A 23,925-nucleotide genomic window follows, 5' to 3' on the forward strand; every position below is an offset into this window, starting at 1 on the left:
CTCTAGACAACTGCGAAAGCACTAGAGAGCCACGCATATTCTGGTATCCAAGGAGCTGGCAATGCCACAACATATCAGCGAACCCCACGGAGCCTCACACAACGCTCGTCTGAACTCTCTTCGCGCAGGTGTACTTGGGGCTAACGACGGCATCGTCTCCGTCGCGGCACTTCTACTTGGCGTCGTTGGTTCTGGGGCGTCGGCAAGCGCCATCCTCACCGCCGGCCTAGCCGCAACGGTGTCGGGCGCTGCCTCCATGGCACTCGGAGAATATGTCTCTGTTTCGGCACAACGCGACTCCGAGCGCATGATGATAGACAAGGAGACCCGCGAGCTGGCAGATCTCCCCGAGCAAGAGCATGCCGAGCTCGTTTCTATGCTCGCCAGCTACGGCATGCATACCGAAACCGCGGATACTGCCGCCCGCGAGATCGCTGCCGAAGATAGACTTCTCGAGGCACACCTTCGACTGGAGATGGGCATTGATGGCGAAGACCTGACAAATCCTTGGCACGCCGCGTTTTGGTCGGCCGTATCCTTCCTTGCCGGCGCCGCACTCCCCCTGTTATCAATCTTCCTCGCACCCATGAGCATGGCTGCAGCAACAGTCGCCATTGTTACCCTGATCGCCCTGGCAATCACGGGCTACGTTTCGGCACGCCTCGCTGACACGGATGCCGCGCGCTCCGTCTTCCGCCTAGTCATCGGTGGCGCTCTCGGCCTCGCCATTACCTATGGCATCGGCGTAGCCTTCGGCGGGGTCATCGGCTAGCCCATGCTAGGACACTTTCCTCTGCCCCAGGTCCGGGCCCAAGCCGACAATGCACAAAGTCCCACTCACCGCAGTGCGAGCGGTGCGTGGGACTGCTTAACTGCGCTTGGGAAAGCGCACTGAGTCATTTACTCAGCGGAGCGTACGGCTTCGGCCTGGAGCGCTTGTGCAACGGCCTCAACCACACCAGCGACCTTGATGCCTTCCCAAATCTGCTCCTTGGTCACGCCTTCCTCGAGGAGAGTATTAGCGTGTGCGGACAGGCAGTGCTCGCAGCCGTTGATGGCGGAGACGACGGTGCTCCACAGCTCGAACGTAGCCTTGTCTACGCCAGGCTTAGCAATGATATTCATGCGCAGACCGAACTTGACCTGGGCAAAATCATCGCCCAACCAGCTCTTTGCACGGTAGGCCACGTTGTTCATAGCCATCACCGTGGCGGAACCGAGAGCTGCGTCAACTGCCTCCTCGCTGAGGTGCTCGCGGGCTTCCTCGAGAATCTCCGACAGCACCAGATCATTGCGGGTCGCAGCAGCTGCAGCAACCAAGCTGCCCCACAGCTGTTCCTCATTCAGCTCGGTGCTACGCGTAAGGGAACCAATGTTGAGCTTCTGATCCTTGGCATATGCCGGAAGCGCGGACTTCAGATTTTCGATGGACACTAATGTAACTCCTTTAAGGTTGGGCGGTTGTGCTTAGTGCTGGTTTACAGAGCGGACTTAACAACCTCGAGCTTGTCGATGTTCTTGGTCGGGTCATTAGCCTCCCAGTTGCAGGCACAGACCTCTTCAGACTGCAGGGCGTCCAGCACGCGCAGAACCTCATCTACGTTGCGGCCGACAGCATCCGGAGTCACGGACACGAACTGGATAACACCGTCCGGGTCGATGATGAAGGTCGCGCGGTCAGCAACACCGTCGGCATTCTCCACACCCAGGGCACGGATCAAGTCGTGGCGAATATCAGAGAACATCGGGAACGGAACTTCCTTCAGCTCCGGGTGGGTTGCACGCCAGTTGAAGTGTGCGAACTCGTTATCGGTGGAGCCGCCAAGAACCTGGGTATCGCGGTCCAGGAATTCTTCATTCAGCTTGCCAAAAGCTGCAATTTCCGTCGGGCAGACGAAGGTGAAGTCCTTCGGGTAGAAGAACACGACCTTCCACATCCCCTGGTACTTGTCCAGAGACACCTGCTCAAAGTAGTCCTCAGGCTGGTTGGCGTTGACGTCGTGGAGGTCGCCACCCTTCAGCGCGGTCAGCTCGAACTCCGGGAACTTCTCACCAACGGTCAAGATAGGCATAGAAGACTCATCTCCTTCAATAGTCACAACAATGCACAAAAGTGATGCAAATCTCTACGACCGCACACCACTTTGCCTTTTAACTGGTACGCAGTCGCTTGCTTGTTGAGTATGCCACGGAGGGCTTCGCACGTCAATAGGCTCCACGAATTAGAGGTGTTAGAGTTATAGGCATGAACAATAAGGAGTATCGCCCAACCCTCGCCCAGTTGCGCACCTTCGTCACGATTGCGGAAAACAAGCACTTTGGAACCGCAGCCGCCAAACTGGATATCTCCCAACCTTCGCTCTCCCAGGCCCTCGTCGCACTCGAGCAAGGTTTGGGAGTACAGCTGATCGAGCGCTCGACCCGCAAGGTTATTGTGACGTCTACAGGTGAAGCGCTACTCCCTTATGCCAAGGCAGCACTCGAAGCTTCCGATGCTTTCCTCAGCCAAGCGCGCGGGGCTAGCGGCACGCTTAACGGCCCCCTTACTATCGGCATCATCCCCACCATCGCGCCCTATATTTTGCCGGGGCTGCTGCAGTCCATCAGCGAGACTTATCCCGATTTAGAACCCCGCTTCGTCGAGGAACAGACCCAGCACTTGCTGGACAAGCTGCGCGAGGGCAACCTGGACCTAGCCATTGTTGCTCTGCCCACCGAAGCCCCAGGAATGGTGGAGATCCCTCTCTACAGCGAGACCTTCACCGCAGTCACCCCGGCAGAGCACCCACTTGCGGGTCGAAAGGATCTCACGCTCGAGGATCTAGGGCACCTTGATCTGCTCCTGCTTGACGACGGCCACTGTCTCCGCGACCAAGTCCTCGACCTGTGCCGCCGCGCGAAGGTCAATCCCTCCGAAGCCACCAATGCCGTCACTCGAGCCTCGTCGCTGACTACTATCTTGCAGCTGGTCATGGGAAACCTCGGCGCCACTCTCGTCCCCGAGTCCGCCCTGGCAACGGAATGCCAGAATCCGCGGCTCTCCGTCGCACACTTTGCCCCTTCTGTCACGGCGGAGCGGCACGTGGGGCTTGTCTTCCGCTCTTCCGCTGCCCGTGCCGATGAGTTCAGCGCTTTCGGGACCTTGGTCACCGCTGCCTTCCACGACGCCGCGGAGCGTTCCCGGACACTTTTCACGGCCTCCTAACTGTTCCCCAGCTCCAGCATCAGAGCTAAAGAAGACGACAACGCCGCCCCTAACTCACCTCATGAAGTCAGGGGCGGCGTTGCGTATCGATTCGACAGCTTAAGCCTTAGGCTGCAGGAGCATAGCGACCCTGGCACTGGCGGCACAGGTGTGCGGTTGCCAGCTGCAGTGCCGGCGCGATGATGATCAGTGCCAAGCCCAGGGTGATGAGGGAGGCGAAAGCCATCAGACCGGACAGGACAATGAACAGCAAGATGTGACCGTAGTTTTCCTTGCCCAGCTTCAGACCCTGGGAGAAAGCCTCACCAACGGAGGAGCTATCGGCTGCCAACCACGGCATGAGAGTGAAGAAGGGCTGAATGAACAGCGCAATCAGCATGACGATGATGACTCCGCCGAAGATAGAGCCAACGAGTGCAAAAATATCATTTTCACTGAGCTGCTCTGGGTTCTGGAGGTCCACACCTGCCACACCACCGAGGCCCACCATAAACAGGCCGACGATGACAATCACCAAGACAATCGCACCAAGAATGCCCAAGACGATGTTCACCACGAGCGGCGGTACCCAGCGAACACCCTGGAACAGGGTGCCCCACGTGGGGCTCGGCTTGTCGATTTCACGGTAGGCCAAACGATAAACAACCAGAGCAATGACAAAGGACAGGATGGACACCGCGAAGGAGAAGAGGTCCACCATGACGGAGGTCTCCGCCCCATCGGCGTTCTGCGCACCAACGCTGATTCCAATTTGTGGAACAAACTGAATAGCAAACACGACGACGGCGCCCAGCACCCACAAAAGTGCGTTACTGAGCGCGGCTTTGAAACCCCACTTGATAGCTTCGATAGCGCTGACCGGACCGGTGTAGGCCGGGCCGGCGCCTGGGCCTGGGCCTTCGTAGCTGGAGTCGCTTCCATAGCCCGCACCAGCGTAGCCTGGCTGGCCAGCCTCGTACCCACCATAGGACTGGGAGCCGTAGGCGCCGCCGCCATAATTGCCGTAGCTGCTGGACTGGCCGAAGCCAGCCTGATCTTCTGGGTGAGAAGTAGGCTCGTATTTGGGAAGTCCGCCGTTGTTTCCGGAGGAGTCGCCGGAGTTATGAGCCGGGTTGCTGCCAAAGCCCCGGTTGGAGCCGTTATCCTCCGGATTCGATTCAAAAGGATTAGTCATAATTCATACCCTTCATTGATTAGTGTTCACGCAATAAAAACGAGGGTACCAATATCTCCACCTCGACCTGTGAGCGAATAGCCTTCCGAGTAGACTTTTAGGTCGATTATGACTGCTACTCGCGAAGACCTTTACGGCGCTCTCACTTCGGTTTCCTTGAGTGATGAGCGCGCTTTCCGCCGTCGCCTGCGCAAGGCCCGCTCCCCCAAGGCCCTGAATGCCATTGGAGCCGATATCGCAGCCGCCCAAGACAAGGTGCGCACCATCGATGCGCATGTACCACCCATTACCTACCCCGAACAGCTTCCCGTCACTGGGCGCCGCGATGATATCGCCGAAGCTATCGAGAATAATCAGGTAGTCATCATCGCCGGTGAGACTGGTTCGGGAAAGACCACCCAGATTCCCAAAATCTGTTTGGAGCTCGGCCGCGGGCGTCGAGGGCTCATTGGGCATACTCAGCCACGACGTTTGGCAGCGCGCACGGTTGCTGAGCGCATTGCAGAAGAGCTTGACCAATCCATCGGGGACTCGGTCGGCTATGCCATCCGCTTCGATGACCGAGTCTCCTCCACCACCGCTGTGAAACTCATGACGGACGGCATCTTGCTGGCAGAAATGCAGCGTGACCGCTTCCTCAACGCCTATGACACGATCATCATCGATGAGGCACACGAGCGTTCGCTCAACATTGACTTCCTTCTCGGGTACCTCAAAAGGCTGCTGCCCAAGCGCCCCGACCTAAAGGTGATCATCACCTCCGCCACCATTGATCCGGAACGCTTCGCCAAGCACTTCGCTGACGCTCACGGTGAACCAGCGCCGATCATCGAGGTATCGGGGCGTACCTACCCCGTGGAGATCCGCTACCGCCCGCTCGAGGTCGAATCAGGTGGCAAGACCATCGACCTCGATCCCTTGGACACCCTCTGCGAAGCCATCGAAGAACTCATGGTCGAAGGCGAAGGAGACATTCTGTGCTTCTTCCCGGGCGAGCGCGATATCCGCGACGCCATGGAAGCCATCGAAGGGCGCCATTGGCGCAACGTGGAGGTCACTCCGCTCTTCGGACGACTGTCCAACCAGGAACAACATCGCGTCTTCCGCTCGCACCGCGGCCGCCGAATCGTGCTCTCTACCAACATCGCTGAGACCTCATTGACGGTGCCTGGCATTCGCTATGTCGTCGACACGGGCACCGCGCGCATCTCGCGCTATTCCACTCGCACCAAGGTGCAAAGACTGCCCATTGAGCCGATCTCCCAAGCAAGCGCTAACCAGCGCTCAGGCCGATGTGGTCGCGTTGCCGATGGCATTGCCATCCGCCTCTACAGTGAACAGGACTTCCTCTCCCGGCCAGAATTCACCGACCCCGAAATCCTGCGCACCAACCTGGCCAGCGTCATCCTGCAAATGATCTCGTTGCGCCTCGGTGATATCGCCGACTTCCCCTTCGTTCAATCCCCCGAACCGAAGGCCGTGCGCGATGGTCTGCTCCTCCTCCACGAACTGGGCGCACTCGAGGGCAAAGAAAAAGATGGGCTGCCGGTACTAACCCGAATTGGACGCAATCTTGCCCGCATTCCCGTGGATCCGCGCATGGCCCGCATGCTCGTTGAAGCCAACACCTCCGGATGCCTCCACGACGTCATGGTCATCGTTGCCGCGATGACCATTCAGGATGTGCGCGAGCGGCCTACCGACAAGCAAGCGCAGGCTGACCAGGCCCATGCTCGTTTTAAAGACAAGTCTTCAGACTTTATGGCAATGCTCAACCTGTGGGACTTTGTCCAAGAGGCTCGCGAGGAGATGAGCGGCAATGCTTTCCGCAAACGGATGAAGGCCGATTTCCTGCACTATATGCGCATCCGCGAGTGGTTCGACCTGGTGCGGCAGCTGCGGGACGTCGCCAAGCAGCTCGGTTGGAACGCTCAAGAGGGCACCGAGCGGCGCCCCGATGACATCCACATGTCGTTGCTCTCTGGCCTGTTGTCCAATATCGGCGCACGTGACGGTAACTCCAAGGAGTTCATTGGCGCACGCAATACCCGCTTCCTGGTTTTCCCGGGATCAGCGCTTGCGAAGAAACCACCGGAGTTCCTCATGGCAGCCGAGCTGGTGGAAACCTCGCGACTGTGGGCACGCGATGTTGCCGCCATCGACCCGGCCTGGGTGGAAAAGCTGGCGAAGGATCTGTTGAAACACAACTATTCCGATCCAACATGGTCACGCAAGCGTGGCTCAGGGGTAGTTACCCAACGCTCGACGTTGTACGGCGTCACCGTGGTCGCGGACCGGACGGTGCCCTACCACCGAGTCGATCCTGCGGCGGCACGCGACATGTTCATACGCAATGCGCTTGTCGACGGCGAATGGACCACCCACCATCACTTCTTCCACGACAACAAGCGCAAGCTTGACGAGGCCTCCGAGTATGAGGAGAAGGCCCGTCGGCGCGGGCTCGTGGTGGATGAAGACACGCTCTTTGACTTCTACGATCAACGCATCCCGGAGACTGTCACCACCGCCCGGCATTTCGATTCTTGGTGGAAGAAACAGAAGAACAAGCACTCTTTGGACTTCGACCCAGAAACACTCCTCGAAGAGGACCACGCCGTGACAGAGGAGGCTTTCCCTGACCGCTGGCTAAAGGGAAGCATCGATTACGACCTCTCTTATAAATTTGAACCCGGTGACCCCCTCGATGGCGTTACGCTCATGGTCCCTGTCCCCCTCCTTGCGGGATTGGACTCCGAGGGCTTCGACTGGCTCGTACCCGGCCTGCGGCTGGAGCTGGTGACGGAGCTGATTCGCTCACTCCCGAAGGCCCTTCGCCGCACCGTGGTTCCAGCACCCGAATTCGCTGAGCGAGCGCTGCCCAAGCTTGTGCCCTATGAAGGCGGGCTTTGTGAACAGCTCGCGGCCGTGCTGCAGGACATGGGCGGCCACGGCATCAACGCCGGCGATTTCCGCCCGGATCAACTCCCACCCCATCTGCGGATGAACTATGCCGCAGTGGATAAACGGGGCAAGGTAATTGATTCTGATCGCGATGTGCAGGCCTTGGTCCAACGCCAGGCCGGGCATATTTCCTCCTCCGTCTCGCGTGTTGGCCGGGCGGCTGAATCCGCCTCCGTCAAGGAATGGTCAGAGGACACGCTAGGTGCTATCGATGAAGAAGTGACCACTGTCGTTGATGGGCACGAGGTCACCGCCTATCCAGCACTCGTAGCAACGAAGGAGGGCGTCGCTCTCAAGGTGCACCCGACAAAAGCGGCTGCCGACGCCTCCATGATCACTGCCACCCTCACCTTGTTGCTTCGGGAAATCTCCGTAAATACGCAACAGATGGTCAAGGGGTTGCCGCTACAGCAGCGGGTTGCCGTCGACTCCTACCCACACGGTGGAGCCGACGGGTTGGTCAACGATGCACGAGTCGCCGCGGTGCGCGACATCATGATGGACAAGGGCGGGCCTGTAAGAACTCCTGAGGAATTTACTGACTTGCTGAACGCCGTCAAGCCTGAAGTCCCGGGGCGTGTGCGTCAGGCGGTGGTGGCCATTGCCCCAGGGTTGGCGGAGTACTCCAACCTCAACGCTGAGCTGAAGCACTGGGAGGGGCCGGCAATCGATGATATTCGCGCCCAGCTCGACTTCCTCTTGCCGCCGCACGCCATCACCGTTCATGGGATCCAACACCTGCGCCACTTGCCGCGCTATATCCAGGCTGCACGTATCAGGCTTGATGATATGAACCTGGACCCAGATCGTGACGCTGACCGCCAGGCAGATGTCGACGAAGCCAAGGCCTACCTCAAAAATCGTTTGCGCTCCTTGCCCGCAGGCCGCGAGAAGACGCGTGAAGTTAAGGAGATCTTGTGGATGATCGAGGAGTTGCGCGTATCGCTCTTCGCGCAACGCCTAGGAACCGCTCATGCGGTGTCTGTTCGGAGAATCCAAAAGGCCGCAGATAAATTGCGTTAGAAGCTATCGCGGTCACGCCGCCGCATCAGGCGGATTTCCGATTCGAAATCGTCTGCGCTTTCGAAGGACTTGTATACGGAGGCGAAGCGCAGGTAGGCAACCTCATCGAGATCGCGGAGAGGCTCCAAGATGGCAAGGCCAATGTCGTTGGCATTGACTTGGGAGGAACCGTGACTGCGTACGGTCTCTTCGACTTCTTGCGCGAGCTTCTTCAGGGCATCATCACTTACATCGCGCCCTTGGCACGCGCGTTTGACGCCGCGAATCAGCTTGTCGCGGCTGAAGGGCTCAGCCAAGCCATTACGCTTAACTACCGACAGGACCGCCTTCTCAATGGTGGTAAAACGGCCTTTGCATGCGGCACATTCGCGACGCCGCCGGATTGAGGTTCCACTATCAATCACACGCGAATCGATGACTCGTGACTGTTCATTGTGACAGAACGGGCAATACACAGTGCCGTAACCTTCCTCTCCGCCGACGCGCTTTGCTTCCCCGGCCCAAGGAATTCTAGCGCGAAGTTGCCTCCGCGGTGGCCGAAGCACCGTGGGCATTTGGAACCTCACTATCAATGCTGAGGCCACCCCACACTGTTCCAATAAAGACTGCAGCGCCAAAGACCGCACCCAGAACATAGTTACCTACGTTCGACCCGCCGCGCCGGCTCCGCGACACACTACGACGGGAAGAAACGAAGGGTGTTTCCGAATTCATCGTGCGCCCCTGCGTTCTACCCTCCGAAGAGAGTGTTCGAACACCAGGCGTGCCGCAGGAAGAAGCATGTGACGAACTATGGGCCCGCGTCTGATTCTGCACGGGATCCCAAATTGCCGCCGGCGGGACCAGCACTGCCACACTGTGGGACTTCCGACGAACATCCCTACGCAGTACAGAGGCACTATTGAGAGCGATAGCCATGACGGTTCCTTTCTAGATCTTCCTTCTCCATCGACGCAATATCCGAAGTCTAAGAGTCCGGGCGGACACTTTCGAACATCGTCATCGACCAACCGTTCGATTTAGCGTGTGTGTTCAATTTATAGCACCCTCTCGAAAATTTGTCCACAATTCGGCCACGCTAGTCGAACATTTTTTCCTGTCGTGCTAAAAAGGAAAGCGGAAGCACCACCGGCAGACCCCATACATGCCTGGCACGCCAAAGCCTCGACCACGAATGTGCACATCGCAATAGTTTTAGGAGAAAGAATGGCCCGCAAACCCAAGCGAAGCGACCACCCTTCCCTCGACACCCTGTCCGCCCGCCAGCGCCGCATCCTGGAGGTTATCCACGATGCCGTAATGCTCCGCGGATATCCGCCAAGCATTCGTGAGATCGGTGATGCGACCGGCCTACAGTCCACATCATCCGTGGCCTACCAACTGAAGCAGCTTGAAGAGAAGGGCTTCCTGCGCCGCGATCCAAACAAGCCACGCGCCGTTGACGTCCGCCACTTCCCCGGTGGCGAAGACTCGAAGAAGCCCGGCCGCAAGACCGGCCAGGCAAACAAGTCTCCAGATCTTTCCACCCCCGATATCCCCGAGGACGCAGCGACACCGAACTACATCCCGGTTGTCGGCCGCATTGCCGCAGGTTCCCCAATTACCGCCGAAGAAAACGTTGATGCTTATTTCCCCATGCCGGGCGAGATCCTCGGCAGCGGCGAGCTTTATATGCTGCAGGTCGTAGGCGATTCCATGCAAGACGCAGGTATTCTCAACGGCGATTGGGTGATTATTCGCTCACAATCCGTCGCAGAGGAAGGCGAATTCGTCGCCGCTCTCCTGGACGGCGAAGAAGCGACCGTCAAGGAATTTCACCGCGACTCTTCCGGTGTCTGGCTCCTTCCCCATAATGACGCCTACTCCCCCATCAAAGGCGACGAAGCTGAGATCATGGGCAAGGTAGTGTCCGTTTTCCGCAAGCTCTAGGCGTCATCACCTCTCAGCCATCCCCCAGGGCCCTACCCACCCCGCAGTACCAGCCGCACTCGGTGCGGGCGTAACGGGCCGGGGGATTGTTTCTTTTTACCCCCTTGTGTGTGTACATGCCCGATTCCTACCGCTTTAGCGTCCGACATCACACATTTACATATGCGCAGGTTATAACGGAATTCTTTCACTAAGACAGCACCCGTAATGTGAGTTTTTCTTTGTTTAGTTCCGTTTTCTTCACATTCAGTGGGACAATGGAGGCATCGCCGCAACATTCGTTGCCCTTTTCGTTCACACGCCCCAGCCCCGTTTCCTTTCCGCGGCGGGCGCAGTGACCACCGCAGGCAGACTTCACTGGGAGGAACTATGTACGCAGAAGAGCGTCGCCGACAAATTGCCTCATTGACCGCCGTCGAAGGCCGTGTCAATGTCACCGAACTTTCTGAACGCTTCGATGTTACCGCTGAGACGATTCGCCGCGATCTCGCGGTTTTGGACCGGGAAGGAGTCGTGCACCGAGTCCATGGCGGTGCGGTTGCCTCCCAATCCTTCCAAACCGCGGAGTTAACCCTTGATACCCGTCAACGCTCGGCCACGGGCGCCAAGATGGCCATTGCGCGCGCTGCGCTGGAACAGCTCCCCGATGGCGGCAGCATCTTCCTCGACGCCGGCACCACGACGAATGCGCTTGCTGATCTCATTGGCCAGCGCTATTCGGCAGGTCAGTTCAGCATCGTCTCCAACAGCCTGCCGATCGCCCTTTCGCTAGCCAGCAACGGGGTATCCGAAGTCCAGCTCCTTGGCGGTACCGTACGGGCAATTACCCAGGCCGTGGTTGGTGATACCGCCCTTCGCACCATGGCGCTCATGCGTGCCGACGTGGCTTTTGTCGGCACCAACGCACTGACCATTGATCACGGTCTCTCAACGGCAGACTCGCAAGAGGCTGCGATCAAGTCCGCTTTCGTCACCAATGCGCACCGCGTCGTCGTATTGTGCGATTCTTCAAAGCTGGGCAATGACTACCTCGTGAGCTTTGCATCCCTCGATGAAATTGATGTCGTTATCACCGACGCCGGCGCACCCGCTTCCTACGTTGAAGCGCTGCGTGAGCACGGCGTTGAGGTGATCATTGCTGCAGAAAAGTAGGCGCCTTACCCCCACTAGATCGTTTCAGGAGGTGTGCACCCCTTCATGGTGAGGGGCGCACACCTCCTGCGCATTCAATAATCTAGGACGCTTGGAATTGCTCCAATAGGTCAATCACTGCGGCGCGGGCATCAGCTGGGCCCTCAGCGTTTACTGCTGCATCCGCCATCTTCTGGCATTGCTCAAGAGTGACCTCAGCAAGTTGTGCGCCAACACCTGCGACCGCAGTCGACGCTGCAGACAGTGACGTCACACCAAGGCCAGTTAGTACGCAGGCGAGCATGGGATCCGCTGCTGCTTCGCCGCAGACGCCCACCGGAACGTTATTATCGCGCCCGACCACGCAGGTGTGCTGGATCAACCGCAACACGGCCGGTTGCCACGGATCGGTCAAGTAAGCCAGCTGGGGCGATAGGCGGTCAGCTGCCATAGTGTACTGAGTCAAGTCATTAGTACCGATGGACACGAAGTCGAGGTGCGGCAAGATAGTATCCGCCATCAGGGCTGCAGCCGGTACCTCAATCATAGCGCCAGCCGTGAGCCCACGCTCGCGACAAAGCTCGGCGAACCACTTTGCCTCGACTGCCGTGGCCACCATCGGTGCCATAACCCACGTCGTGGCACCTTCGGCACGCTTTTCTGCGGCCTGCGCGATGGCATCGAGCTGACGGGTCAAAAGCGCCTCGTTATCGCGGGCGATGCGCAGACCGCGGACGCCCAAGGCGGGGTTCTCCTCAGAGTCCAACGTGGCATAGGAGATCGGCTTATCAGAACCGGCATCGAGTGTTCGAACAACGACCTTGGAGTCCGGGAAGGCGTTGAAAACCTTGCCGTAGATGCGCGCTTGTTCCTCCACGGTGGGCTCTTCGCTCGCGGAGAGGAAGGACAGCTCTGTACGGTACAAACCGATACCTTCTGCCTGCGAATCAGAGGCGATGCGAGCTGCGTTGCCGTCGGCAACATTGGCGAGCAACTGCACGCGGTGTCCATCCTTGGTCTGGGCCGGACCCCGCCACTCGGCCACTCGTGCCGCCTTCTCGCGGTATTCCTCTACAGCCTTGAGCGAGGCGGTGCGATCCGCGCCAAGGGTCACTGTTCCCACGGAGCCATCGACGAAGATCTGGGTTCCCGCCTCAATCGTGCGCAGCTCAGCACCGACCGCCACAATGCACGGAAGGTCGAGCTGACGAGCGATAATTGCCGTGTGGCTGGTAGGACCGCCCAGCTCGGTCACAAGCGCCTTGATATGGGTGGTGTCCAAGGTTGCAGTATCCGCCGGCGCAAGGTCATCCGCCAGCAACACCGCCTCCCCTTCAACCATGGGCAGGCCCGGCTCTTGCTCACCGCGCAGTTGTGCGATGACGCGGTCGCGCACGTCCTTGAGGTCAGTCGTGCGCTCGGCCATTACGCCGCCGGCGGCCTCAAACATGGTGACAAACCTGTCTGTGGCACCAACAACTGCATATTCGGCGTTCTTGCCGCTACGAATACCCTTGCGCACTGCCTTGTGCCAACCTCGGTCCTTGACCATTCCAGCAGTAGCGCCCAGAACTTCTGCTGCCTGACCTTCAGCGCCAGCGGCACGCTGTTCTAGCCTGCTGGCAACGATGTCGGCGGCTTCGAGGAAGTGATCGTATTCAGCATCACGTTGCTCCTCCGCCACGGTTTCTCCAGCCGTGGGCAGTTCTGGGCGTGGGCGAACCCACACCGCCTCAGCGTATGCAACGCCGGCGACGACGCCGGTGCCTTTAATGGTGGATGGGGATGCGTTTTCCATGACACATTTCCTTACGGAGACGATGTTTTTCTCTATCCAGATCATCACAAGTCGGTCAAAAATGCAACGAAACCCACAGTGATTCCGTTGACATTCGGACACATACGGGCAATAATCAACATTAAGCAACATTACTTTCACACTGACCACGGGCAATCCGCACGGGAGTTCTTGTTTAAGCCGCCGAGGCGCGTTTGCCCCCAATATACGCACTCCGCGAAAGGGGACATTGTCCACAATGATCCTTACCTTGACCCCCAACCCAAGCATCGACGCCACCGTGCGCCTGAACGAGGAACTCGAGCCAGGTGCTGTACACCGCGCAGGGTCTGTATCCAGCGTTGCCGGTGGTAAAGGCGTCAACGTTACGCACGCCGTAACGCTCGCTAACGTCGACAGTCTGGCCCTTCTACCGGCTGTGGCCTCAGACCCGTTCTTAGCCCTCGCCGCTGACGCGTCTATTCCCGTACACGCCGTGCCGACGCATGGCGCGGTGCGCACCAATACCACCCTGACCGAACCGGATGGCCGTACGACCAAACTCAATGGTCCCGGCCCTACGCTTGAGGCGGATGTTCAACAGGCCGTAGCCGAAACGCTGGCTGAGCACTGCGCACATGCTGAGTGGATCGTCATGGCGGGCTCTCTTCCCCAAGGCGTTCCTACAGATTGGTACACGCAGCTCATCTGTGTCGCGCGCGAAGCCAACCCCGACATCCGTGTAGCCGTCGACACCTCCGACGCCCCTATGGTGGCTCTCGGAGAAAACCTCGAAACCGCCAGCCCCGACCTCATCAAGCCGAATGGTCTTGAGCTTGGCCAGCTAGCCAACGTGGATGGTCAGGCCCTCGAAGCTGCCGCCGAGAACGGTGATTTTAGCGGTGTGGTCAAGGCCGCAAGGGTCGTCGTCAAGCGCGGCATCCCCGAAGTTCTCGTCACCCTGGGTGGCGCTGGCGCAGTGCTGGTCACTGCCGATGAAGCGTGGGCCGCTACTCCCCCGCCGATTACCCTGCGCTCTACCGTGGGTGCCGGTGATTCTTCGCTCTCCGGCTATATCCTCGCCCGCCGCTCCGGTGCCTCCTACTCGGAAGCCCTGCGCCAGGCTGTGGCCTACGGTTCAGCAGCCGCTGCACTCCCGGGAACCCAAATTCCAACCCCTGAAGAACTAGATATCGAACACACGACGGTTTCGGCCGTCACCGACCTTTAGTAGTACTGAGGAGTACCTGCCGATGTCATCACAACTCATCACCACCGATCTTGTGGCGCTCGACGCCAACTTCGGTGACAGCATCGAATCAGTCATCACCAACCTGGCCACGCTTGTCCACGACACCGGCCGCGCCACCTCCGTGGAGGAACTGGCTGGCCCCGCCATCGAGCGTGAAGCAAAGGCTGGCACCGGTGTACCCGGTGGCGTTGCCATCCCACACTGCCGCTCCGCCGCAGTGTCTGAACCCACCTTGGCCTTCGCCCGACTCTCGCGCGGCGTGGACTTCTCCGGCCCCGATGGCGACGCCTACCTGGTGTTCCTCATCGCCGCCCCGGAAGGTGGCGGTAAGGCGCACCTGAAGATCCTCTCCAAGCTTGCCCGCGCGCTGGTGAAGAAGGACTTCTTGGAGGCTCTGCGAACCGCGCAGACCAAGGAGGAAATCGTCTCCCTGGTCCTCGACGTAGTCAACGCCGAAAAGCCGAAGAAGAAGGCTGCGGCCAGCGAATCGGCACCAGCCGCTGCGGCTGCAGCGCCTGCCCCGAGCAAGGCTGCGGATTCACAGAAGACCCGCATCGTAGCCGTCACCGCATGCCCGACCGGCATTGCCCACACATACATGGCAGCCGACGCCCTCACCCAAACCGCCGAGGAGCGCCACGATGTCGAGCTCACCGTAGAAACCCAGGGATCCTCCAATAACACCGCTGTTTCTGCAGACACCATCGCGGCTGCCGACGCCGTCATCTTCGCTACCGATGTCGGTGTTCGCGACCGGGAGCGCTTCGCCGGAAAGCCCGTTGTTGAATCGGGCGTCAAGCGCGCCATCAACGAGCCGGGCGTGATGCTCGATGAAGCTATCGCTGCGTCCAAGAACCCCAACGCACACAAGGTCGCAGGCACGGCGGGCGCAGCCTCCTCTAGTTCCGTGGAAGAAGGCGAAGGACTAGGCTGGGGCAAACGCATTCAGCAGGCCATCATGACCGGTGTGTCCTACATGGTGCCCTTCGTCGCTGCCGGTGGCCTTCTCTTGGCCTTGGGCTTCCTCTTCGGTGGCTACGACATGGCCAACGGTTGGCAGGCCATCACCAGCGATTACTCGTTGACCAACCTGCCGGGCCATGACGTCATGGTTGATGGCGAAATGATGACCTTCAAGAAGGCAGGGTTCGCCCTGTACATCGGCGCCGTGCTCTTCGCCATCGGTCAAGCATCGATGGGATTCATCGTCGCGGCGCTCTCCGGCTACATCGCCTTCGCGCTGGCAGGCCGCCCGGGCATCGCGCCGGGCTTCGCAGGTGGTGCCATTGCGGTCACCCTCGGTGCTGGCTTCATCGGTGGTCTGGTCACCGGCCTTATCGCTGGCTTTGTTGCGATGTGGATTGGCAAGTGGAAGGTCCCGCGCTGGATCGGCTCCCTCATGCCTGTGGTCATCATCCCGCTGCTCGCCACGATGGTTACTGGCCTGCTCATGTACCTGCTGCTCGGTGCACCGCTGGCCGCCATCATGGAAGGCCTGCAGAACTGGCTGTCCTCCATGTCCGGTTCCTCCGCGGTCCTTCTGGGCATCATCCTGGGACTTATGATGTGCTCCGACTTGGGTGGCCCGGTCAACAAGGCTGCTTACCTCTTCGCTACTGCTGGCCTGTCCACGGGTGATGAGGCTTCCATGAAGATCATGGCCGCCGTCATGGCTTCCGGTATGGTTCCCCCGATTGCCCTGTCCATCGCGACCTTTGTACGCAAGAACCTGTTCACGCCTGCGGAGCAGGAAAACGGTAAATCCGCCTGGCTGCTGGGTCTGTCCTTCGTCTCCGAGGGCGCTATCCCGTTCGCTGCTGCCGACCCACTGCGTGTCATCCCGTCGATGATGCTCGGTGGCGCAGTGACGGGTGCTCTGTCGATGTCCCTGGACGTCATGTCTCGCGCCCCGCACGGCGGAATCTTTGTTATCTTCGCTATCGAACCTGCGTGGGCTTACTTCGTGGCTATCCTTGCCGGCGTCATCGTGTCCGCCAGTGCGGTCATCGCGATGAAGCAGTTCTGGCCTAACAAGGCTGCTGAAGAGGCTGCTGCGAAGGCAGACAAGGCTAAGGCCGCCGCCTAGCGCTTAAGCCGCGTACACTTGTAAGCACGAAACTCCGTAATTCGAAAGGATTATTATCATGGCTTCTAAGACCGTCAAGGTTGGTTCCTCCGTCGGACTGCACGCACGTCCGGCCTCCATCATCGCTGACGCCGCCGCTGAGTTCGACGAGGACATCTTCCTCACTCTTGTTGGCGATGAGGACGAGGATGAGACCGATGCTGCTTCCTCCCTCATGATCATGGCTCTCGGCGCCGAGCAGGGCGACGAAGTCACCGTGACCTCCGAGAACGAGGCGGCTGTCGAGAAGATCGCCGGCCTCATCGAGCAGGACCTCGACGCTTCCTAAAGCACTTTCCGTTTATAGAACGGCAGCTCCCGCTTCCCTCTTTAGCTGAGGGTGGCGGGAGCTTCTTGTTGCTTGGTTGTCTAGCACAAGGTTCTAGTCATCAGGCTCTACTCAAACGGTTCTGTTGGGGGCAAGGGAACCATGTAGCGGAGCTTAGAGGGTTTGTTTGCCCCCAGAAGAACCTTTTGACCCAAACCCATTTGAATAGAACCTTGTAGAGGCGCCGCTTCACAACAGAAGGGACCGAAGTAAAAGCACCTTATGCAGACTTCTGCACACATTCACCTGGGGTTTTGCGTAAATGCGCGTCCAGAAGGTGCTTTTGCTCCGGCCCCTTATCCTCGCTAGTCGGCGGAAGCGCCTCTAGTACTTCGCGCCGCGGCCTTCGCCGATAGTGCCGTAGAGCTTCTTCATCACCGGGTAGAGCACGATGATGCCAACCGAGCCCCAGGCAATGCCCTCAAGCGTCACGCCGAAGACGTCGAGAGTGAGGTTGCCAATACCCGCGATGAGCGCCACCGCCGCCGCCGTGAGGTTAACCGGGTTATTGAAGTTGACCTTGTTGTCCATCCAGATGCGCACGCCGAGCATGCCGATGAGGCCGTAGAGGACGATGCAAGCACCACCCAGCACGCCGGTAGGGATGGTGAAGATAAGCGCGCCGAACTTCGGGATGAAGGCCAGAGCGATGGCTGTGATAGCAGCTACCCAGTAGGCGGCCGTGGAGTAGACGCGGGTCGCGGCCATGACGCCAATATTCTCCGCATAGGTCGTTGTACCGGAGCCGCCGAACCCACCGGCTAAGGAGGTGGCCAGGCCATCGGCAATGAGAGCGTCGCCAGCGAGATCATCGAGATCGCGCTTGGTCATCTCAGAGACCGCTTTGACGTGGCCGACGTTCTCAGCAATCAAAACGACCAGCACCGGCAGGGCTGCCGCGATGGCAGAGACATGGAACTCCGGCGCATGGAACTGGGGGAAGCCAATCCAAGCTGCTTCACGGATGGATTCCACAGCACCCTCGCCAAGGTTGCCCGTGGCAGCCGCGAAAGCCCAGCCGACGACGACGCCGATAAGAATCGACAGACGCGAAACCATGCCGCGACCAGCGACGGTGGCAAGGATGATGACCGCCAGCGTCACCGTGGCAACCAGAGGCTGGCTCGAATAATTGCTGGCAGCATTGGGTGCCAAGTTGAGGCCGATCAGTGCCACAATGGCGCCGGTCACGGCCGGCGGCATGACGGCGTCAAGAACCTTGCGGCCCGCTGCCTTCACCGCGAAACCAATCGCCACCAAGACCAGGCCAGTCACTAAGACGGAACCTGCCTGCGCGCCAATGCCGTACTGCTGGGAGGCACTCAGCGGCGCAATGAACGCGAAGGAGGAGCCCAGGTAGGAAGGCAAGCGGTTGCGGGTAATCAGGAGGAATAGGATTGTTCCCAAGCCTGAAAACAGCAGCGTCGTATTGACCGGGAACCCGGTCAGGGTGGGCACCAGCAGGGTCGCGCCGAACATGGCCACCACGTGCTGCATGCCGATGCCGATGGTGCGGCCCCAGCTCAATCGTTCTTCGGGTGCGACAACCGCGCCCGGCTTAATCGTTTTTCCGTCCCCGTGGACGGCCCAGCCAAAATTACTCACGAACCATAATTATGGCTCACGGGAGCACCGAAACCTAAGTATCCTCACCAGACACGCGAAATTCGCTGAGTTCGGCGGCGATGGAGGCGGGCAGGCGGACGTCGACAAGCGTGCCCTCCCCCGTGTACTCCTCGCTGCGCACCGTGCCCTGGGTATGGATGCGATCGACCACGTCCCCGCGGGTAAACGGAATAAGCAACTGCACATGCTCGTCCCGGGAATTGAGGAAGAGCTCCACGCGTGTGGTGAGCTCGTCGATGCCCTCCCCCGTCTTAGCGGAGACATAAACCACGTTATCGCGGTCGAGGGCGTGGCGCAGCTCCGCCAGCACCAGCGGATCGGCCTGGTCAATCTTGTTGATGACGATGATCTCCGGCGGGGCGTCCTCACCGGTTTCTTTTACGATGTCATAGATGACCGCATTAACCGCCTCAATTTGCTTCAGCGGGAAAGGATCTGAGCCGTCCACGACGTGCAGCATCAAGTCTGCTGAGAGGACCTCCTCCAAGGTGGACTTGAAGGCCTCCACCAACTGTGTGGGAAGGTGGCGGACGAAACCAACGGTATCGGTGAACACGACCTGGCGGCCATCAGCAAGCTCGGCGCGGCGGGTGGTGGGGTCCAAGGTAGCGAACAGTGCATCCTCCACCAGCACGCCAGCGCCCGTCATCGCGTTGATGAGCGAAGACTTACCAGCGTTGGTGTAGCCGGCGATCGCAATCTGCGGGATCGTCGATGACGCACGGCGCGAGCGCTTAATCTCACGCGCCGTCTTCATCGCCTTAAGCTCCTTACGCAGCAGCGCCATCTGCGTGCGGATACGCCGACGGTCCGTCTCAATCTTGGTTTCACCGGGGCCGCGCAGACCGACGCCGCCGTTGGAACCAGCACGGCCGCCCGCCTGGCGCGAGAGATTGCCGCCCCAACCACGGGTATGCGTATAAAGGTATTCCAACTGCGCGAGCGAGACCTGGGCCTTGCCTTCCTTGGACTTGGCGTGCTGCGCAAAAATATCCAAGATGAGCATGGTGCGGTCGATAACTTTGGTGTTGAGCGCACGCTCCAAGGCAGAGAGCTGGCCGGGGGTTAGCTCACCGTCGCACACCACGGTATCCGCGCCAGTGGCAGCCACGATGTCCTTGAGCTCGTTCACTTTGCCGGAACCAATATAGGTGCCCGGGTCCGGCTTATCTCGCTTCTGATACAGGGCTTCTACCACTTCGGCTCCCGCGGTTTCCGTGAGCGCCGCGAGCTCCGACATAGTGGCCTCAACCTCGGCCACGGTGCCTTCAGTCCACACCCCCACGAGGACTACTTGTTCAAGGCGCAGCTTGCGGTACTCCACTTCGTAGCCGTCGGTGGTGTCTTCTGCGCGAATGGTGGTCTCGCGGGTTACCCGGCGGAAGGCGTTGCGCTCAGCTAGGTCGAGATCACCGGTAGTCGGCTCCTGTGAGGAAGGCGCGGGCTCACCAAAAGCCTGCGCGAGGAGAACATCATGGGTTTCTTTTGTCATATGCTCCCTATTCTTGCACGCCGCCCCGCTCAACAGGGAATCTCTGGTTCCCTGGCCCGCAGAAATGGCGCGGCAGTGACTCACCAGCGAGGTTTTGACTCCCCCCGGTGCCAGATACAATGGTCCGCATGACCGTCAAAGAGACTACCCACCCAGAGATGCAGGCCATTGGCCTCAACTACGAGCGCTGGCAGGATGCCGTCGAAGCAGCCATTTCCACCAACCAGCTGGCAGTCACCGGGGAGGTTCGCGGCGGACAGCTCATTCAGTTCACGGATCCTTCCGGTGCGCAACTCAATATCCTTGCCGTCGAACCTTTCGCCACCTTCATTGGGTTTGAGGGCGTCACCCAAGGCTTCGCTCACGTCTCTATGATCAACGATGTCTTGGCTTACCTGGACATCATCGATCCTTTCGGAAACGTCCTCTCACAGGCGACGGCGAACCTGGCGCAGGGCCCGCTCTTGGCCGATGAGGACACCCAGCAGTGGCAGCAAGTCGAGCTTACTGCGATGGGCCTCGATATCACCGCCTTCGCCAGCACAGATGCCTACGAAGCTGAGAAGGGCTCCTACCCAGCTATGTTTGAATCCACTGGCGCGGCAATCGTTGCGGCCGGTTCCGGTTCCGAATCCCCCACCCCGGGCTGTACTTTTTCCGCTCGGGTCATGGAGTCCGAGTGGCGCCACAACCAGCTCACGGGTGAACGCTTCATGCACCTAGTCATGGATGGTGCCTTCCCCTTCGATCTGTGCCTGCCGGAGAGCTTTGGCGAGCTGCCTCCGAAGGATTCCGTGCTTGCGGGGTCGGCGATGTTGACTGCCTCGATTGCGCTGCCCACAGGCGGTTGTGGCGGCGAAGGCGGCTGCGCCTGTGGCTCCGGAGGCTGCGGCGGCCACTAGGGCCCCGTAGAGTCTTAAGCATGAGTTTTTCCGCACCTCAGCGTCGCGGCCTCGCGCTGCTCCTCGCCGTAGTTACCGCTGCGGTGTTGATTCTGACGCTGAAGCTGCCGGGAGTCATCCTCGCTGCGTTCGTCTGCGGCGCGCTGTGGCTTTTCGCCGATGCCCGCCCCAATGCCTCGGAGCATGCAGCACTGCGGGCTTCCATTGCGCTCACGGTGGAGGACATCACGGGTGTCCTCGAGGACTACGCCACGTTTGCTACGAGCGATGACGCGGAGTCCTTAGCCGACAGGACATTGCACCGCCCCGCGCTTGTCGACGTTGACTGCGCAAACCCCACCATCGAGGCCTTTCACTATGAGATGCATGGTGCGCAACGCTTCTTACGCCGCCTCGATGCGCGGGTGAACTCACCGCACGCTGAAACCGCTGAGCTGGAATCCCTGCTTAAAGTGGCCGATGAGCGCGCCGCCGAACTCAAAGAAGCCTGGCTCGCGGCCCGCCGCGCCGCCTTAGCCTTGGGCACCAATTACAAAAAGGAGGACGGACGCTAAACGCCGTCCCGAAAACCTTATAGTGAAGTTTCACCAGTAGCCACGATGCGCGAAGGCCCCGTCAGCGTGGAGCCGTCTTCGGTGATTTCCACCTCTACCTCGCCGCCCGGAACAATGACGCGGACGTGGCCGGTGACCTGGGAGGCGTCGGCAAGCGCGGCGCACGCTGCCGCCACCGTTCCGGTGCCACACGAGCGAGTCTCCCCCGAGCCGCGCTCGAAGACGCGCATGTGAATCACTCCATCGCACAAAGGTGTCACCAGCTCGACATTGACGCCTGCTGGGAAGAAATCGGCGTCAAAGACGGGCTGCTCAAGACGCTTGGCCGCCAAATCTTCCGCAGTGAGACCCGGGATAACGGCCGCCAAATGGGGGTTTCCCATGTCCACTCCCAGCCCGGCGAAGCTCTCCCCCGCCATCGAGGCCGTGGAGACACCGAGCACCTGTGCTGGTCCCATCTCCACGCTGACTTCGGCCTCGGTCTCGCTGAAAGAGTGCACGGTAACCTGCTTGGCGCCGGCGCGCGTGCCCACGGTGAAGGTGTCCTCTTCCAACAACCCACGGGAGCGCACCCAATGTGCGAAGACGCGGGTGCCGTTGCCGCACATTTCCGCCACGGAGCCATCCGCGTTGCGGTAGTCCATGAACCAGTCATCGGCGTTAATACCCGGCGCGAGCTCATCGATTTCCCCGCTGGCAAGCAGCTCTCCAGCGCGGATGATGCGTAATACACCGTCGGCGCCGATTCCCGCTCGACGGTCACACAGTGCCACTACCTTTTCCGGCGGTAGCGGCCCGGTTCCTTCCACAATGACGAAGTCGTTCTCAGTTCCGTGGCCTTTAGCAAACTTCATAGCTGTAGAGTCTAACGTCCTTCAAGGACACGCAAAGCCTGCGTGCTCGTATCAGCCGCAGCATCCAACCAGTGGATCCGTTTATCGCGGTTGAACCAGGCGCGCTGGCGGCGCACATAGCGCCGGGTTCCGGTGATGGTGCGCTCCACTGCCTCCTCCCATGTCAGCTCTCCGCGCTGGGCTTGGAGAACTTGAGCATAGCCGATAGCCCGCCCGGCGGTGGACTCAGCCTTCAAGCCGCGGGTTTGGAGGCTCTCAACTTCCTCCACCAGCCCCTTGTCGAACATGAGGCGGCTACGCAGCTCGATGCGCGGGTTCAGCCAGCTGGCTTCCGTGCGCAACCCGAGGATTCTCGTGCCCCACCGGGGCGGGGCATCCTTCGGCGGCTGGCTGGCTTTGAAAGGCTTGCCCGTAAGTTCGATGACTTCCAGTGCACGAACTGTGCGGCGTGGGTCTTTGTCCTCGATGATCTCCGCGGCGGCAGGGTCCACGTGGGCAAGCTCCGCGTGCAAGGCATCGGTGCCGATCTCTTGGCGCCGGGCCTCCCAACGAGCGCGCACCTGCGGATCAGTGGGCGGGAATTGCCAATCATCCACGAGTGATTGGACGTAGAGCATGGAGCCGCCCACCAAGATCGGGGTTTTGCCACGCGCTCGAATGCTCTCGATATCCGCGATGGCAGAGGACTGATAGCGCGCTACCGACGCCGTTTCCGTCACGTCCCACACATCGAGCTGATGGTGTGGGATACCTTCACGTTCCTCCAGCGTTAGCTTGGCGGTGCCGATGTCCATGCCCCGGTAAAGCTGCATCGAATCAACGTTGACAACCTCCCCGTCAAGCTCGTGCGCAAGAGCTACGCCGAGCGCCGATTTTCCGGAAGCCGTCGGGCCCACCACTGCGATGGGGGTTGGGGCGTGAGGGTGCGTATTAGTCATCAGCACTGCCACCCCGCCACGTAGCGCCCTACCCCGAGGGTTGAATCCGCTGCCCGAAGTTCCGCGTGCCGTGGGTGCACGCCTGCCAACTGTGCCCAAAGGCTTGTCTCAAGCACACCTGCGGAACGCAGACGCTCCTCGTCGCAGTGCACTTCCCCGCCGGCTAAGACGCTTTCGCACCACAGGTGGGCATCCCGTGCGCCGTCGACGTGGGCTAGCGGCGCGCGCTCGGTCAGCCCTGCTGAGCCATCAACACAGACAACGGTCAGGTGGCCGGGGCGGACCTCACCGAGTTCAGCGCGGGAATCCTCCACCACGAAGCCTGGTTCCTCGGAAGCTTGGACAAGCGCGTGGCACAGCACATAGCGGGCCATAATTTCCGGCAGGAAGTTGCCGCCGCCGACGTCGACCTGCGGCGCTCCCCATGCTCGCAAGCTTCCCGTGTGCTCGGTGCGCCACCGGGTATCACGTGATCCCACGATATCCACCTTGAGAGGGCCTGAACCGCTTATGCGTGCGGCATCACGAGCGAGCTCGCAGGCAGCAGCAAGCAGCGCGCGCGAGGCGTCATCGCCGGGAGAAAGTTCTTCCGCCAGAGCCGGGGAGGCTGGCATAACCATGAGATTCTGCATCAACTCCCATCCTATAAGGTTA

20 protein-coding genes are annotated in these 23,925 nt (G+C 60.0%); 10 read left to right on the forward strand and 10 right to left on the reverse strand.

Annotated features, from left to right (window positions below; translation table 11 throughout):
* Nucleotides 1-61 precede the first annotated feature (61 nt).
* Complete coding sequence (locus tag CAURI_RS07700) at nucleotides 62-772, forward strand: VIT1/CCC1 transporter family protein (protein ID WP_010190250.1); 711 nt, start codon at nucleotides 62-64, stop codon at nucleotides 770-772.
* A gap of 128 nt (nucleotides 773-900) precedes the next feature.
* Here the strand turns inward: CAURI_RS07700 and ahpD are convergent, their stop codons facing one another.
* Nucleotides 901-1,434: an alkylhydroperoxidase, AhpD family gene (gene ahpD, locus CAURI_RS07705; protein WP_010190252.1), complete on the reverse strand. Its 534-nt coding sequence runs from the start codon at nucleotides 1,432-1,434 to the stop codon at nucleotides 901-903.
* A gap of 44 nt (nucleotides 1,435-1,478) precedes the next feature.
* Nucleotides 1,479-2,072, reverse strand: coding sequence for a peroxiredoxin (locus tag CAURI_RS07710; RefSeq protein WP_010190254.1), 594 nt, complete (start codon nucleotides 2,070-2,072; stop codon nucleotides 1,479-1,481).
* A gap of 173 nt (nucleotides 2,073-2,245) precedes the next feature.
* Between CAURI_RS07710 and CAURI_RS07715 the strand changes: the two genes are divergently transcribed.
* A complete protein-coding gene (locus tag CAURI_RS07715) occupies nucleotides 2,246-3,205 on the forward strand; it encodes a hydrogen peroxide-inducible genes activator (RefSeq protein WP_010190255.1) in 960 nt (319 codons plus the stop codon).
* A gap of 106 nt (nucleotides 3,206-3,311) precedes the next feature.
* On the opposite strand, the gene CAURI_RS07720 is transcribed toward CAURI_RS07715, so the two are convergent.
* On the reverse strand, nucleotides 3,312-4,379 hold the full coding sequence (locus tag CAURI_RS07720; RefSeq protein ID WP_010190256.1) for a hypothetical protein: 1,068 nt from the start codon (nucleotides 4,377-4,379) through the stop codon (nucleotides 3,312-3,314).
* Nucleotides 4,380-4,487: 108 nt separating this feature from the next.
* Here CAURI_RS07720 and hrpA point away from each other — a divergent pair, with 108 nt between their 5' ends.
* Nucleotides 4,488-8,363: an ATP-dependent RNA helicase HrpA gene (hrpA, locus tag CAURI_RS07725; RefSeq protein ID WP_010190257.1), complete on the forward strand. Its 3,876-nt coding sequence runs from the start codon at nucleotides 4,488-4,490 to the stop codon at nucleotides 8,361-8,363.
* On the opposite strand, the gene nrdR is transcribed toward hrpA, so the two are convergent.
* Nucleotides 8,360-8,818, reverse strand: a complete 459-nt coding sequence (gene nrdR / locus CAURI_RS07730) for a transcriptional regulator NrdR (RefSeq protein WP_010190258.1) — start codon at nucleotides 8,816-8,818, stop codon at nucleotides 8,360-8,362. The two genes, hrpA and nrdR, sit on opposite strands and share 4 nt — an antisense overlap.
* 751 nt (nucleotides 8,819-9,569) lie before the next feature.
* Here nrdR and lexA point away from each other — a divergent pair.
* Complete coding sequence (lexA, locus tag CAURI_RS07735; protein WP_010190259.1) at nucleotides 9,570-10,292, forward strand: transcriptional repressor LexA; 723 nt, start codon at nucleotides 9,570-9,572, stop codon at nucleotides 10,290-10,292.
* Between the two features lie 369 nt (nucleotides 10,293-10,661).
* Complete coding sequence (locus CAURI_RS07740) at nucleotides 10,662-11,444, forward strand: DeoR/GlpR family DNA-binding transcription regulator (protein WP_010190260.1); 783 nt, start codon at nucleotides 10,662-10,664, stop codon at nucleotides 11,442-11,444.
* Nucleotides 11,445-11,526: 82 nt separating this feature from the next.
* Here the strand turns inward: CAURI_RS07740 and ptsP are convergent, their stop codons facing one another.
* Nucleotides 11,527-13,221 (reverse strand): phosphoenolpyruvate--protein phosphotransferase, encoded by a 1,695-nt coding sequence (gene ptsP / locus CAURI_RS07745; RefSeq protein WP_010190261.1) that lies wholly within the window; start codon nucleotides 13,219-13,221, stop codon nucleotides 11,527-11,529.
* 238 nt (nucleotides 13,222-13,459) lie between these two features.
* Here ptsP and CAURI_RS07750 point away from each other — a divergent pair, with 238 nt between their 5' ends.
* Genes CAURI_RS07750 through CAURI_RS07760 form a run of 3 tightly spaced genes read left to right on the forward strand, consistent with a single transcriptional unit; the run spans nucleotide 13,460 to nucleotide 16,866 of the window.
* Nucleotides 13,460-14,431 (forward strand): 1-phosphofructokinase family hexose kinase, encoded by a 972-nt coding sequence (locus CAURI_RS07750; RefSeq protein WP_010190262.1) that lies wholly within the window; start codon nucleotides 13,460-13,462, stop codon nucleotides 14,429-14,431.
* Nucleotides 14,432-14,453: 22 nt separating this feature from the next.
* Complete coding sequence (locus CAURI_RS07755) at nucleotides 14,454-16,538, forward strand: PTS fructose transporter subunit IIABC (RefSeq protein WP_010190264.1); 2,085 nt, start codon at nucleotides 14,454-14,456, stop codon at nucleotides 16,536-16,538.
* A 58-nt stretch (nucleotides 16,539-16,596) separates the two neighbouring features.
* Nucleotides 16,597-16,866, forward strand: a complete 270-nt coding sequence (locus CAURI_RS07760; protein ID WP_010190265.1) for an HPr family phosphocarrier protein — start codon at nucleotides 16,597-16,599, stop codon at nucleotides 16,864-16,866.
* Nucleotides 16,867-17,229: 363 nt separating this feature from the next.
* Here CAURI_RS07760 and CAURI_RS07765 read toward each other — a convergent pair whose 3' ends face one another.
* Together CAURI_RS07765 and hflX are read right to left on the reverse strand one after the other, a co-directional pair.
* Nucleotides 17,230-18,510, reverse strand: coding sequence for a uracil-xanthine permease family protein (locus CAURI_RS07765; protein ID WP_012715094.1), 1,281 nt, complete (start codon nucleotides 18,508-18,510; stop codon nucleotides 17,230-17,232).
* 34 nt (nucleotides 18,511-18,544) lie between these two features.
* Entirely contained in the window at nucleotides 18,545-20,023 is a 1,479-nt protein-coding gene (gene hflX, locus CAURI_RS07770; RefSeq protein WP_010190267.1) for a GTPase HflX, read from the reverse strand.
* A 119-nt stretch (nucleotides 20,024-20,142) separates the two neighbouring features.
* On the opposite strand from hflX, the gene CAURI_RS07775 reads away from it, so the two are divergent.
* Together CAURI_RS07775 and CAURI_RS07780 are read left to right on the forward strand one after the other, a co-directional pair.
* Nucleotides 20,143-20,925, forward strand: a complete 783-nt coding sequence (locus CAURI_RS07775) for a hypothetical protein (protein ID WP_012715095.1) — start codon at nucleotides 20,143-20,145, stop codon at nucleotides 20,923-20,925.
* 20 nt (nucleotides 20,926-20,945) lie between these two features.
* Nucleotides 20,946-21,479: a hypothetical protein gene (locus CAURI_RS07780; RefSeq protein WP_010190269.1), complete on the forward strand. Its 534-nt coding sequence runs from the start codon at nucleotides 20,946-20,948 to the stop codon at nucleotides 21,477-21,479.
* Nucleotides 21,480-21,496: 17 nt separating this feature from the next.
* Here CAURI_RS07780 and dapF read toward each other — a convergent pair whose 3' ends face one another.
* The 3 genes from dapF to CAURI_RS07795 are packed head-to-tail and all read right to left on the reverse strand — an operon-like array spanning nucleotide 21,497 to nucleotide 23,903.
* On the reverse strand, nucleotides 21,497-22,333 hold the full coding sequence (dapF, locus tag CAURI_RS07785) for a diaminopimelate epimerase (protein WP_010190270.1): 837 nt from the start codon (nucleotides 22,331-22,333) through the stop codon (nucleotides 21,497-21,499).
* 11 nt (nucleotides 22,334-22,344) lie between these two features.
* Nucleotides 22,345-23,271 carry a tRNA (adenosine(37)-N6)-dimethylallyltransferase MiaA gene (miaA, locus tag CAURI_RS07790; RefSeq protein ID WP_012715096.1) on the reverse strand — a complete coding sequence of 309 codons (927 nt, stop codon included), beginning with the start codon at nucleotides 23,269-23,271 and terminating at the stop codon, nucleotides 22,345-22,347.
* Nucleotides 23,271-23,903, reverse strand: coding sequence for a hypothetical protein (locus CAURI_RS07795; protein WP_010190273.1), 633 nt, complete (start codon nucleotides 23,901-23,903; stop codon nucleotides 23,271-23,273). Before CAURI_RS07795 ends, miaA begins: the two co-directional genes overlap by 1 nt.
* Nucleotides 23,904-23,925: the final 22 nt, after the last annotated feature.

Source organism: Corynebacterium aurimucosum ATCC 700975 (genome assembly GCF_000022905.1).
Taxonomy (GTDB): Bacteria; Actinomycetota; Actinomycetes; order Mycobacteriales; family Mycobacteriaceae; genus Corynebacterium; species Corynebacterium aurimucosum_F.

Bases quoted from the DNA above. Each gene is read 5' to 3' on its own strand.
- CAURI_RS07750 (WP_010190262.1), top strand. From the start codon at position 13,460: ATGATCCTTACCTTGACCCCCAACCCAAGCATCGACGCCACCGTGCGC.
- CAURI_RS07760 (WP_010190265.1), top strand. From the start codon at position 16,597: ATGGCTTCTAAGACCGTCAAGGTTGGTTCCTCCGTCGGACTGCACGCA.
- CAURI_RS07775 (WP_012715095.1), top strand. From the start codon at position 20,143: ATGGTCCGCATGACCGTCAAAGAGACTACCCACCCAGAGATGCAGGCC.
- CAURI_RS07740 (WP_010190260.1), top strand. From the start codon at position 10,662: ATGTACGCAGAAGAGCGTCGCCGACAAATTGCCTCATTGACCGCCGTC.
- dapF (WP_010190270.1), bottom strand. From the start codon at position 22,333: ATGAAGTTTGCTAAAGGCCACGGAACTGAGAACGACTTCGTCATTGTG.
- CAURI_RS07700 (WP_010190250.1), top strand. From the start codon at position 62: ATGCCACAACATATCAGCGAACCCCACGGAGCCTCACACAACGCTCGT.
- miaA (WP_012715096.1), bottom strand. From the start codon at position 23,271: ATGACTAATACGCACCCTCACGCCCCAACCCCCATCGCAGTGGTGGGC.
- lexA (WP_010190259.1), top strand. From the start codon at position 9,570: ATGGCCCGCAAACCCAAGCGAAGCGACCACCCTTCCCTCGACACCCTG.
- ptsP (WP_010190261.1), bottom strand. From the start codon at position 13,221: ATGGAAAACGCATCCCCATCCACCATTAAAGGCACCGGCGTCGTCGCC.
- CAURI_RS07780 (WP_010190269.1), top strand. From the start codon at position 20,946: ATGAGTTTTTCCGCACCTCAGCGTCGCGGCCTCGCGCTGCTCCTCGCC.
- hflX (WP_010190267.1), bottom strand. From the start codon at position 20,023: ATGACAAAAGAAACCCATGATGTTCTCCTCGCGCAGGCTTTTGGTGAG.
- CAURI_RS07715 (WP_010190255.1), top strand. From the start codon at position 2,246: ATGAACAATAAGGAGTATCGCCCAACCCTCGCCCAGTTGCGCACCTTC.
- CAURI_RS07710 (WP_010190254.1), bottom strand. From the start codon at position 2,072: ATGCCTATCTTGACCGTTGGTGAGAAGTTCCCGGAGTTCGAGCTGACC.
- CAURI_RS07755 (WP_010190264.1), top strand. From the start codon at position 14,454: ATGTCATCACAACTCATCACCACCGATCTTGTGGCGCTCGACGCCAAC.
- hrpA (WP_010190257.1), top strand. From the start codon at position 4,488: ATGACTGCTACTCGCGAAGACCTTTACGGCGCTCTCACTTCGGTTTCC.
- CAURI_RS07795 (WP_010190273.1), bottom strand. From the start codon at position 23,903: ATGCAGAATCTCATGGTTATGCCAGCCTCCCCGGCTCTGGCGGAAGAA.
- CAURI_RS07720 (WP_010190256.1), bottom strand. From the start codon at position 4,379: ATGACTAATCCTTTTGAATCGAATCCGGAGGATAACGGCTCCAACCGG.